Genomic DNA, 12,231 nt, shown 5'->3' on the forward strand with positions numbered 1-12,231 from the left:
ACACTGACTTCACCACAAGGGGATTCGAAATGAAAAAACTATTCCTGACCACCTTCCTGGCCCATGATTTCTGAAGACTGGCAAAAGAAGGCTTGACAATTCAGGCAGTTTTGGACTTCAGTAAGTGAATGCTAGTAGTCTTGACCCTGCCGTGTCATTTTTCCCGCTCCAAAAAAATATGTCCTCATTCGAGTAATTGTTGCTTTCAGCGACAGAGTATTTTATCCAAAAAAAACGATCAGACATCAAAACATAGTTGTTTTCTCCAGCAGAGTCATTTTTTAATCATTATGGAGTTGAGTATGCCCCGACCTTCATGGAATAAGCCCACCCCAATCAGTTTTTCAGGTCATCAAAGTATCCTATCGTTATCATTGCCATAGATAAAACATGACTACAACAAATAAACATTGGAACAAGATATTCTGTACCACAATTGAGTCAGAATTGGGTTGGTATGAAAAAGATGTTTCACAGACCTTGAAGTTTCTCAACTCAATTACACTTGCCCAGTCTGCCCGGGTATTCATTGTAGGAGCTGGAACATCAATGCTGGTTGACGAGCTTATGCTCAGAAACCAGCAGATCATTGTAAACGACATAAGTGACGAAGCCCTGGCAAGACTCAGAGGTCGAACAGGTCCAAGCAAAAAATTAATATGGTTGCAGCACGATATTTCTAAGCCACTTCCTGAAAATTGCCCTAATGCTGACATATGGATAGACCGTGCTGTTCTTCATTTCCTGCTTGAAGAGGCAGATATTCAAGGATACTTTGCCAACCTGAAGGCAATAGTCAGGTCCGGAGGCTATGCATTGTTGGCACAGTTTTCAACTAAAGGTGCTAGGAAGTGTGCGGGACTAGATATCCATTGCTATTCCATCCAAGAAATGACCAAAAGAATGGGACCAGAGTTTGAACTTCTAAAACATGAATACTATACATACATCAACCCCTTCGGTGCCCCCCGTCCTTATATCTATGCACTATACAAGAAAAGTGGCTAAGACGAACTGTACTCGAAACTCTCACGAAAGTCATTTTTTTTGAAACTTAAAATAATTCCTACCTATTTGATGATTTCCCTGCAAAAAGTCAGGAAATGAGGCGACTCAGCAAAAAGTATCTTTATAACTCTTTGTTTTTACTGTCTCCCCTCCGGGGCGTAGGCCCCTATGGGCCGGAGGCTGACCCCTGTCTCCTGACTCCTGCGACTGCAAAAAAAGGTTTTTGCAGTCGAATCTTTGATCTCATAATAAAAGGCTTGCTGTATATATTGCCTTGCTCATGTGATTACCGCTTTTTCTCCCAAGCACAAAGATTTTTTAGCCCGATAGTCATCTTTTGGTGACAGTTGTTTATCCGAAAGTCGTTGATCAGTCACTGCGAAACATGGCAGTGGATGTTGACGTGGTGCTGTGCATTGGCTTTGATCACTCTTATAAACATATGTAGCAATCTTTGAAAAAAATGAAAATACTGCTTGCAATGTTGAAATTATCCCCATAGAGTTTAACTAAAATGTTTTAGTGTCCAACAAATTAAGTGGGAGGTGTTGAATGCAGGCAGAAAAAATGAGGCGTCGCAGATTCCTGAAAAGGGCTGCAGCATCAGGGGCTTTATTACTATATCGGCCCACTTTGGCAGATTCAGGAGCTGCCTCATCACGGCAGTCCGCTTTTCTTTATGACAGCATTAAGTGTATAAATTGCGGGGTTTGCGAAAAGGCCTGCAAAAGGGTCAATGGCCTTCCAGAGCATGCAAGCGTCATCTATATGAGCCAGAATGCTGCTGAACTTCCAGTGCATATCACCAGGCGCAACTCCTGTATGCAGTGCATCAGGCCTGCCTGCGTCAGAGCCTGTCCCACAGGGGCAACTTTTCTCAGGGGTAACGGTCTGGTAAGCTATGATCCTCAAAAATGTGCTGCTTGTGGATATTGTGTTGATGCCTGTCCCTTTAAACACCCCAAAATGTCCAGAACAGCCTATTTTAACCTGCGTAACGTATGGGTAAACAGGTGCACAAGTTGTGGGGCCTGTGCCCAGGCATGCCCAGAAGACGCCCTGCACTTCAATTTCAGGGAAGGCATACTGGACATGGCCAAAGAGCGTCTGGTCCAGATTAAATCGAACTATGCCCTGCCTGATGCCCAGCTTTACGGGGAAGAAGATCTTAACCTCATCTGGATACTGGCTGGCAGCCCTGACAAATATAATCTGCCCGGCCCAACCGCAGCCGCTGTGGTAGATACTTCACTTGCATTCTGGAAGGATATTGTCCGCCCGACTACTCTGCTTCTCTCCCTTATGGCCACAGGTGTTCTTGGAGTGACTTATTTTTTTGCCCGCCGCAACCATCTTAAAGAGCTGGCCAGACTCAAGCAGAGCGAGCAGGAGGAAAATGATGTCAAATAACAGCACGGAAATCACAATCCAAAGATTTAATAAGAGACGCAGATTTGTTCACTGGCTTCATACCTTTGCCTTTTTCGGACTCCTGTGTACAGGCGTTCTCTATACTACTCCCTGGTTATCCCAATGGGCTGAGAGCGGCCTGGCCGGTACTTTGCACAGAATTTTTGCTGTAATTTTTCTTTTGACCCCTTTTATCTATATAATCATTGATCCCAAAGGGTTTAGAGAGTTCATCAGTGATACCCTAAAATTTGAAAAAAGCGATATCGGATTCCACCTGGCCATGCCCAGGTACATCCTGGGCCATACCGGAGGCATACCACCTCAGGGAAAACTCAATGCCGGGCATAAAGTCCATCATATTCTGATGGGAATTCTTTATATTGCGCTGGCTATATCCGGGCTGTCCATGTGGCTGGGAGTAGGATATATGGGGCCGCCAGTATTCAATTTCATGGGTGTGCTTCACAATATCGCAGTATTCATTATTGTAATTACAACCCTGGGCCATGTGTATTTCACCCTGGTTTACTGGGCCTTGCCAGGCATGATCAGCGGCAAGGTCAGCGAGACATATGTGAAGATGGAGCACAAAAAATGGTGGGATGAAGAACTGGATCCAAAACTGAAAGACTCAGTACCCAAAGGTGGATCATGACCGATGTTAACGGTTTAGTCCTGATGAAATTACCAATAAAAAGGCACGGGAGGCAGTTCAATGAAAATAAGCTGTAAACATATATTTCTCCTGATTGTGGGGCTTTTTGTCCTTAATCTGTTGATCATGGTCCAAAACAGGGATGCCGGCGCAAGGGCCAAGTATGATCCTTCAGGATACTGGATAGCTCCCATTCTTCCTGACGGGCCAAGGATACTTTTCAGCGAAGGGCACGTCATTGACACCCCTGAGGCTGTTAATGCCACAATCACAGATATTTACATTAACAACAATGCAGAAATCAAGGTCACCTTTGTAATTCCGGGATATGAGCACGACACAGCCCATGTGGAATTAACCATGGCCAAATGGCTGGAAGATGAAAATACATGGATGAGCATGCTGCAAAGGACCAGAGAGCGTGGTCCTCAAGGCGATCCCAGGTATGGAGACGGAGCCAAAGTTATCCGGGGGGCCAATCTGAGGCTGGAAAACGGTACGGCATTGACTGGTGGTGAGCCGGTCAGCGGAGGCATGCGCTTTTCAACATGGTTCAAGTCAGGGCCGGGTGATTTTGGAAACCTTTCAGGCGAGCTGACGCCCATCAGTTTCAGTGATGGAGTAAAATGGCGCCGCAGCAGCGATCATAACCCGGCAAGCTATGGCGATCCTGAAGATTTTCAATACCATCAATTTGCAGCTGACATTATTGACCAGATAAACAGAAATGGAGCCTGGGAAAGTGGAATCTACCGCATTGGAGTAACTGAAAGAAACAGAGGGCAGGAAGGTTATCTCAGGTTCAATGCCGTGGCTGATTTTTATTTTGACGGCAATAATGAAGTAAGAATTCTGGACAGCAATGAAAGAAAACATACTGCTGGTGAAGCTGTTGCCATGGGTTCCTGCAATAGATGCCATGGTGATGATATGCGCTTCCCAACCAACAGGGTGCACAGTGAACTCAGGCATGATCCAACTGTCTGCGCCAATTGTCATAACGCATATACCTGGGACTCCAGGAATGCCTATGCTGAAGTGGATGGCTGGCCCAGCCTGGACCTGAGAACAATGGTCCATAAGATCCACGCTGGAATTGAAGGTTATGCTGCTGATGCCTATTTTTATCAGCAGGTCAGGTTTCCGGACTGGACTTTTGGCAGGACTCCAAGGCCCAGTCAGGCAAGACCTTATCCTAACAGCCCAGGAGTGGCCAATTGTACTTCGTGTCATGTTTATTCAGGAGAAGAGGTTTACTCCTGGCAAAGACAGAATCCCGACCCCCAGGGTTGTTCAACCTGCCATGGAGAGGGCGGTATGGTGTTCTGGCAGGCTGAACCAGGTGATCCTGACTATGAATTTATATCTGCAACGTATGACTGTGGACATAATTGTGCCAGCTGTCATGGGGAGCAAAGGCCTTTCAAACATACACCGGACCATTATCATAATGTGACTGAGCAGCTGGAAAGGCTTGCCCTTGCCCGCAGTCATGTTATGGAAGTGACCAGGGTTGAAAACGCTGTGGCAGGTCAAAGGCCGGTGGTCACCTGGCGGGTGCGCGAAGGTGATCAGTACCTGGATCTCTTTTCTGGTAAACAGGGATCTTTTCTTTTTAAAGAAGATAAGGAACTTTTTGAAGAAGGAGAGGCGGTACGTCTTGGAATAGGCTGGGGGTATGGAGAAGATTGGACCAACCAGGGAGTCGGACCCAGGAGTACAGGTGCCATAGGAGATCCTTTCCATGAAATAGCACATATTGACAATACTGTTCCAGGCGATGATCAGACAACAGCAGTAACCACTTTTGATTCACCATTGCCGGAAACAGCCTTTTCAGGAAGGAGCGGATTCGTAATAATTGAATTTGGACCAGAGGAAATACAGCTGAACAGCAGGCTCAAGAGAATTTCCCTGGGGCAGGGACCAAACAGTTTCCTTGATGACCGCCGCCTGATTGTAGATGCTGAAAGCTGCCTGAGCTGCCATGCAACCATGGGCCGCCATGGGACCTATGCAGACCAGGATATCTCCTCCTGTGTTTCCTGTCACAATGCCGGTTCCATGAGCAGAGATGCCAGCGCAGTTCAGGGAAGCGTTGACTTTATGTATATGATCCATGGAATTCACGGAACAGGAGAAAAAAGAAAAAGCTTTGATCGAAGGCGAGATCATACTGTAGACGGGCACTTTATTGGAGGTTACTCTTATGTGTCATACCCCAATACAATTCTTGACTGTACCGCCTGTCATGTCAATGACTCGCATAATCCTGTTGGAAAGGACTTCAAAAGATTGGGGTTAATCGCAGACAATGCCAGGGATATGTTTCTGGCCGGTGCAGGTGTTGCTGCACCTTTGTCATCAGTCTGCTATTCTTGTCATGAAGATACTCAAAGCATGCGTGTCAACAAAGAGCTGCAGCACCACTTCTATCATTCAGGCGGGAACATTTATGGTGAGCATGACCATGCTTACTTTACTGACAATCGTGAGCAGTGTCTAACCTGCCATCAGGAGTAATCTGGTTCGTTTTTTTGCATGTTAATTCCCAGGGTGGGGCTGGATGATAAAAAACCGGGGCCTTGAATATAATGCCCAGGCCCCGGTTTTTGTTAAGGTTACAGTGTGATGAGATAATTCAGCAGGGCCTCGCGCTCAGCATCGCTCAATTCCGGTCCGAAATTACCCTTACCTATCATCCTGTCAACAGTACTTTTCCAGCCGTCCAGATCGTGTCCGGCTCTTTCAATCCTTCCTGCTCCATGACAGGTTGTGCATCTGGTTTCCATAATTGCCTGGCCATCCCCGGCACTGACCTCGCTGCTATGCAAACCGGACATGAATAGTCCGGCCAGCATGGCCAGACATATTGTGGTCAGGATAGTTTTTTCAATTTTTCTACTTCTTTGTTACTGGTTTCAAATTAATGCAAACCATAACATCAAGCCAGTGATTAAGCAACTCTGTTATTTTTGTATGATCTTCCTTTAATGTAGTCTAGTCTCGTCGAGCCATGACAATAAATTCAAAGGCATATAAATACATGACTTTGAAGTCTGGCAAAAGAAAGCTTGACAACTCCACTATGTTAATATTTCTTTCTGAACCTGCACGTAGTTATGGAAAGTGCTTATCCTTTGTCAGAGGTCAAAGTAGTTGCTCATTTCTGGTACTTGGGGTGAACTTTGTTAGGTATTTTGCCAATAAAAAACTAATGCAACTATTCAGCAAGATCAAATAAGAAGATCTGGGCCCCGGATCTGGTCCGGGGGTGACGGTTAAAGCAGGCCGATACCCTTTTCCGTCATTCCGGCGAAAGCCTGAATCCAGTGCATTTGCATAGTCACATACCAAATGTGGTGAACAGTTACTTTTAATGAAATATTTGGAGAATATAAATGAGTCGACATATTTGTCTGCGTAAAATGGCAGTTAATCAGAAAGGCATTATCAGGTCTGTTGGCAGTTATGGTGAAATGGGGAGGAGAATCAGGGATATGGGGCTTGTTCCTGGGGTTGAAGTCCAAGTGGTGGGGCGCGCACCTCTTAATGACCCGGTAGCCCTGCGCCTGAGAGACTTTACCTTAACCCTTAGAAACAATGAAGCAGACCATATATTTGTAGAGATTGAAAATGGATAGTACTAAGAAAACAATTACTATTGCCCTGTCTGGCAATCCCAACGCAGGAAAGACTACTCTTTTTAATATCCTTACCGGTTCAAGGCAGCATGTTGGTAATTACCCGGGTATTACAGTAGAAAAAAAAGAAGGTTTTGTGGAAACCAGTGGTCATATGCTGCATTTTGTGGACCTGCCTGGTACATATTCCCTGACAGCCTATTCTCAGGAAGAGCTGGTGGCCAGAAACTATATGATACAGGAAGGACCTGATCTTGTGGTGGATGTGGTTAATGCTTCCTCTCTAGAGCGTAATCTGTATCTGGCTGTTCAGATTCTGGAGCTTGGTGCACCACTTATTCTGGCCTTGAACATGATGGATGAAGTCAGAAAAAAAGGCATAACCCTCAACACAGAGCTTCTTGAACAGAGAATGGATTGCAGGGTTGTGGAAACAGTGGCTCGTCAGGGGAAGGGAAAACAGGAACTTATTGATACCATTATTGAGATGAGTGAGCAGACTGAAGCCTTTAAATCCCCTCTCAAGATATCTTATGGGCCTGACCTTGACCCTGTCATTGAAGAAATGACTGCCATTATTGAGAGCAGTTCTTTTCTGACTGATACTTATCCTGCAAGATGGATAGCCCTTAAGTATTTGGAGATGGATGAGGAGATACTGGCAGAAGGAAGAAAAAAATCTAAGGATATTTCTGAAAAAATTGAGCAGGCAGTGCATGATGTAGCTGATCATTGTCTAAAGACTCTGAAAACATATCCTGAAGCAGTAATTGCTGACTACAGGTATGGCTTTATTTCTTCACTTCTCAAAGATGTAGTTTCCAGAGATGAGCAGCGTCAGCGAATAGAAATGTCAGATCACATGGACAAATTTCTCACGCACAGGCTTTTAGGGCCTTTATTTATGGTCTTTGTATTATATATGGTCTATACTCTGACCTTTCTAGTGGGGGACGTCCCCCTTGGACTCATTGAGGACTTTTTTGGGTGGCTTGGAAATAATGTAAGGGCTGTCATGCCTGATGGACTTCTTCAATCGCTTATTGCATCTGGCATAATTGATGGAGTAGGTGCTGTACTTAGTTTTGTTCCCCTGTTAATGATTATCTTTTTTTGCATAGCCTTTCTGGAAGATTCAGGGTATATGGCCAGAGTGGCTTATATGCTTGATCGTGTTTTCAGATATTTTGGCCTGCATGGTTGCTCCATCATGCCGTTTATTGTTTCAGGCGGGATTGCAGGGGGTTGCGCTGTACCGGGGATCATGGCCGCCAGAACCCTGAGAAGCCCCAGAGAAAAATTAGCTACCATACTTACTGCTCCTTTCATGACTTGCGGAGCAAAGCTTCCAGTTTTTCTGCTTCTTGCTGCAATATTCTTCCCTGCTAACCAGGCTCTTGCCTTGTTTCTTATAACAGTTCTGGCCTGGGCCTCTGCTCTTCTTGTATCCAAGCTTTTACGTTCAACTATAATCAGGGGGCCTGCCACACCCTTTGTCATGGAGCTTCCACCCTACAGACTTCCAACCATGCGCGGTCTTCTAATTCATACCTGGGAGCGTACCTGGCAGTATATCAAAAAAGCCGGAACCATCATTCTGGCCATTTCGATAATTATATGGGCAGCCATGACTTTTCCGCAATTACCTGAAGAGCGTCTTGCATACTATGAATCCCTCTCCATGAAAGTGGAAAGCATTGATCAAGGGTTTGAAGACGATCTTTATATTGGACCAGGAGCAGGTCATGAAATTTCCTTTGAAGAACAGGTAGAATTTTCCCTCGCTGAAGAACAGTTGGCATATTCTTACGCTGGACGAATCGGGACATTTTTAGAACCAGTAACAAAGTGGGCTGGTTTTGACTGGAGAATCAATATATCTCTTGTAGGCGGCTTTGCAGCGAAAGAAGTTATAATTTCCACTTTGGGCACGGCATATTCCCTTGGAGCAGTGGATGAAGATGATCCATCATCCCTTGCAGGACGAATTGAACAGGATCCCGACTGGGATGCCAAGCGGGCGATCAGTCTTATTATTTTTGTTCTACTATATGCTCCTTGCTTTGTAGCGGTTGTGGCCATTGCAAGAGAGTCTGGTTCCTGGAAGTGGGCATGTTTTGCAATGGTTTTTAATACAGTTTTTGCCTTTGCATTTTCAACTGTTGTTTATCAAACTCTAAAAGTTTTTATTTAATTAGATTTTTTATAGTTTTCATTCAGGATAGAGCAATAAAGTCTGTTGATGAGTTTTCTTCAGGCAGCATTGTAAAGATAATTCTCCTCACACGGGGGGTGGAACCGAACCTGTGAGTAACTGCCTTGATAAGTGAAGCCTGCATCTTGCAGGCTATAAAAGAACAGTCCCATATTTGTAAGTTGGGACAATCTGCATTCGTTTGAAGGGGCTTTGATTGACAAGCATTGGGATCAAATCGGTGAGCACAGAAAACAACAGCTCAAAGCTCAAATCGGCTACCCCAATACGTACTACCGGACGGCAGTTCAGCTGCTCTTTATTGCATGAGGTTGAGTTTAAAAGTTGGGCTCATTGAGGACTGGTAATGACAGAAATTGAAATAAGCAACTCGGAAACTGAAGAGCTCAGGGATCTGAGGAATGAGGATTATGGAGCCATAACTGCCCTTGCCAGGATTTCTTTTCCCGTTTCCCAGTCCAGATTCGTCGTCCCAGGCGAGGCTGGCGGCAAGGTTGTCACCATCAATGGAAACCTCGCGGCAGTCTCTCTGTTACGCATAATCGATTTGCCAAGTGGTCGCAGAACTGGTTTTATTGCCTGGTTAATGACTCATCCAGACTATCGCAGACGAGGGTTAGCCGGGAAATTAGTCAAAGCCAGTACAGCCCAGCTACGAGCTCAAAAATGCGATGATATTGTCACAGATGTGGAAGGATACAATTCAGGGTCTGCAAATGTTTTTTTTGGTGCGGATTATCGGCGCCTTTCACTATGGCAACAGCTGAAGCGCTGGAATCCAGTCGATATGATTTGGCTCTGGATTAGAACCGGCTTTGCTGTCGATCCCGGCCATTTTCTCTGGGTTTTCAGGGGCCAGAATGAAAGGGTTCGCCCTTGGATAAGAAGATTTTGCGCTGTTTTCCTGAACACTTTTCTTGGGGTACTGGCGTTCTCCTTAGGTGGCGGAATTATTCTTTCCGGCAGCTCTTCTGTACCAACAGTTCTTATCGCAGTCGCCTTTCTTGCAGGCACAAGTACTCTGCTGGCAGCTCGGGAAATTGGGATGCGCATGCTTTCCTGGTTTTACAAGCAGCCTCTGGAGTATCGTGCCTGGTCAGGTGGCTGGGCCATGTCTTTGTTGATTGCCATTGGCTTCGGCAGAACTTTACCATTGCCAGGGAATTTCTATCCACCTGGCGATGGCTGGAGTACCCGTCATTTTCAAGCCCTGTTAGGTCAAGGCGCCATGGTAAGCACGTTATTTGTTGCCTGCTTAATCATACTGGGATCTTTCATCAGCGCAACCGGGGCAAATGAGTTGCTCTCCCGATTCGCTATGGCCCTGGTGTTTGTGGGAAAACCCTTGTTGGTTTTTGATACCCTTGTGGCTGTGGCACCCTTTGAGGGGTTCAACGGGCGTCATTTAAGAGACTACAACAGATTAATATGGCTGGCGTTATCAGCAGTTGCAGTCATAATCTTTATATGGGCCTGAGTAACTTATTCCCCCGTTCCCAGGTTCCAGCCTGGGACAGTTTACTCTTGCGGCTCCAGCAGCTTCTTCACGATGTGCTGGAGCGACGGAGCGAGGGACGAGCGAGTGTGGAACGGGTAGGAAGTCGGATGTGCTTGCATAAAGGGCACTAAGTAGCCTTGGGTAAAGATAGTTTATGGATTAACGTCACGTTCATAGGGCAGGCAGTTTATGGGGTATTCATACTGTCTGCCCTATGATATTTTCTACCTTACAACATAACCAAACTCACAACATAACGGCTATGGATCATGTATAGTCCAAGACATTTCTTTTTGAGGACTATCTTCACAATTCTGACCCGGGGCTATGAATTTACTTAGCCCCGGGATTAGTTTTATCTGTGGATATTCTCAATCCACCTGATGACTTCGATATCGCTTACTTTGCCCAGATACCTTTGAGTTGTTGATATGTTTGCGTGGCGAGAATCACTTTGCTGACAATTTCAAGAGGTGCACCGGACCTGGAAGCAAAAGTGGCTGCGTGACGTCTTAGATCATGAGGATTAAGGTCGATACCAATAATTAGCCCGGCTTTTTTAACTACCGCCCTGGCTGCTGAGTAGCCAATGGGAAAAACGGTGTGATCTTGCTCTATGTTCATGGTTCTGATATATTCTCTGAGCCTTTCAGTAACCTTCTTGGGGGTATATGCTGCTTCACATATTCACGACCGCTTTTGGGCTCAACAATATGTAATTTTCTGTCGTCAACGTCCCTGGCACGAGGTTATTATCCGAGCATGTTCTGATTCATCATCCTGATGAATCAATAAACAATATCCATAAGGAGGTTACTGAACATGAAAAAACTCGTTCTTCTTATAGTCCTGATTCTGGGACTGTGTTTGGCCTTTCCGGGAAATATCCTTTCAAACGACATGACGTCCCAGGATCAAAGCCAAAAAATTACCAAAATCGTCGGAGGCAAGCCTGTAGAAGATGACTCTAAGTACCCATGGATGGTTGCATTGGTTAAAGACGCAAATTTTCCTGATCTTTACGCCGGCCAGTTTTGCGGAGGGACCCTCATCGCGCCGGAATGGGTACTTACCGCCGCCCACTGCGTCACAAGTGTGTTCACAAATTTTCACGCTGTCCTGGGCACCACATCTCTTACAGCTCCTCCCGGCAGATATGAGCGCATTGCCATCCGCCGGGTCCTGCGCCATAACGATTATGATCCTCACACCAATGATAATGATATCGCTCTGCTCCAGCTTGTATCGCCTTCTTCCATGACACCCATTTCCGGACTGGTGCAAACTGACAATTATGTACCTTTTGAAACCATGTTCACATTAATCGGCTGGGGCTCCACTGAATTTCAAGGTGATTTTCCGGAACAACTTCAGGAAGTCAGCGTTCCCTATGTTGACAATCAAACATGCCAAACCACTCTGGAACAGGTAAACATAGCTGTCACAGACAATATGCTCTGCGCCGGCGCCTGGGAGGGAGGTAAGGACTCTTGCCAGGGGGACAGCGGTGGGCCGCTCATCGCTCAGGTAATGGGCAGGGATGTTCTGGCCGGAATAGTAAGCTTCGCCTATGGATGTGCGGTCAGGGCCAAACCAGGAGTGAACACAAGGGTCTCCAGATACAATGGCTGGGTGAAAAGTACTGCCCGGAGCGAATGCGTCTTTGATGCCCTGGAACAGGAATTCCCTCAATACTTTACCAGACCGACTGAGAACAGTATATTTATGACAACTGAATCAGAAGATATGAAATACCGGTCATATCCTCTATCAAATTCATTCCTTGGACTGCAAGGCG

At 45.8% G+C, this 12,231-nt stretch carries 11 protein-coding genes; 9 read left to right on the plus strand and 2 right to left on the minus strand.

Annotated elements, in window-relative coordinates:
• Positions 1 to 390 precede the first annotated feature (390 nt).
• The 4 genes from LZ23_RS17545 (at position 391) to LZ23_RS17560 (ending at position 5,599) form a co-directional block, all read left to right on the plus strand.
• Positions 391 to 1,008 (plus strand): methyltransferase domain-containing protein, encoded by a 618-nt coding sequence (locus tag LZ23_RS17545; protein ID WP_045216294.1) that lies wholly within the window; start codon positions 391 to 393, stop codon positions 1,006 to 1,008.
• Between the two features lie 552 nt (positions 1,009 to 1,560).
• Entirely contained in the window at positions 1,561 to 2,418 is an 858-nt protein-coding gene (locus LZ23_RS17550; RefSeq protein WP_045216295.1) for a 4Fe-4S dicluster domain-containing protein, read from the plus strand.
• Positions 2,405 to 3,076, plus strand: coding sequence for a formate dehydrogenase subunit gamma (locus tag LZ23_RS17555; RefSeq protein WP_084591127.1), 672 nt, complete (start codon positions 2,405 to 2,407; stop codon positions 3,074 to 3,076). Before LZ23_RS17550 ends, LZ23_RS17555 begins: the two co-directional genes overlap by 14 nt.
• 60 nt (positions 3,077 to 3,136) lie before the next feature.
• On the plus strand, positions 3,137 to 5,599 hold the full coding sequence (locus tag LZ23_RS17560; protein WP_045216302.1) for a multiheme c-type cytochrome: 2,463 nt from the start codon (positions 3,137 to 3,139) through the stop codon (positions 5,597 to 5,599).
• Between the two features lie 98 nt (positions 5,600 to 5,697).
• Here the strand turns inward: LZ23_RS17560 and LZ23_RS17565 are convergent, their stop codons facing one another.
• Positions 5,698 to 5,919, minus strand: coding sequence for a c-type cytochrome (locus LZ23_RS17565; RefSeq protein WP_045216303.1), 222 nt, complete (start codon positions 5,917 to 5,919; stop codon positions 5,698 to 5,700).
• Positions 5,920 to 6,477: 558 nt separating this feature from the next.
• Between LZ23_RS17565 and LZ23_RS17570 the strand changes: the two genes are divergently transcribed.
• From LZ23_RS17570 to LZ23_RS17580, 4 genes are all read left to right on the plus strand, one after another.
• Positions 6,478 to 6,720 carry a FeoA family protein gene (locus LZ23_RS17570; protein WP_045216304.1) on the plus strand — a complete coding sequence of 81 codons (243 nt, stop codon included), beginning with the start codon at positions 6,478 to 6,480 and terminating at the stop codon, positions 6,718 to 6,720.
• Positions 6,713 to 8,914 carry a ferrous iron transport protein B gene (feoB, locus tag LZ23_RS17575; protein ID WP_045216305.1) on the plus strand — a complete coding sequence of 734 codons (2,202 nt, stop codon included), beginning with the start codon at positions 6,713 to 6,715 and terminating at the stop codon, positions 8,912 to 8,914. The genes LZ23_RS17570 and feoB overlap by 8 nt, the downstream gene beginning before the upstream one ends.
• A gap of 171 nt (positions 8,915 to 9,085) precedes the next feature.
• Positions 9,086 to 9,244 carry a TfoX/Sxy family DNA transformation protein gene (locus LZ23_RS25610; protein WP_084591128.1) on the plus strand — a complete coding sequence of 53 codons (159 nt, stop codon included), beginning with the start codon at positions 9,086 to 9,088 and terminating at the stop codon, positions 9,242 to 9,244.
• Between the two features lie 37 nt (positions 9,245 to 9,281).
• Positions 9,282 to 10,412 carry a GNAT family N-acetyltransferase gene (locus LZ23_RS17580; protein ID WP_045216307.1) on the plus strand — a complete coding sequence of 377 codons (1,131 nt, stop codon included), beginning with the start codon at positions 9,282 to 9,284 and terminating at the stop codon, positions 10,410 to 10,412.
• A 420-nt stretch (positions 10,413 to 10,832) separates the two neighbouring features.
• Here LZ23_RS17580 and LZ23_RS22915 read toward each other — a convergent pair whose 3' ends face one another.
• Positions 10,833 to 11,057 carry a site-specific integrase gene (locus LZ23_RS22915; RefSeq protein ID WP_052507292.1) on the minus strand — a complete coding sequence of 75 codons (225 nt, stop codon included), beginning with the start codon at positions 11,055 to 11,057 and terminating at the stop codon, positions 10,833 to 10,835.
• 198 nt (positions 11,058 to 11,255) lie between these two features.
• Here LZ23_RS22915 and LZ23_RS17590 point away from each other — a divergent pair.
• The coding region (locus LZ23_RS17590) for a serine protease (RefSeq protein WP_157493184.1) at positions 11,256 to 12,231 on the plus strand (976 nt) is incomplete at its 3' end.

Origin of the sequence: Desulfonatronovibrio magnus (genome assembly GCF_000934755.1) — a bacterium.
Lineage (GTDB): Bacteria > Desulfobacterota > Desulfovibrionia > Desulfovibrionales > Desulfonatronovibrionaceae > Desulfonatronovibrio > Desulfonatronovibrio magnus.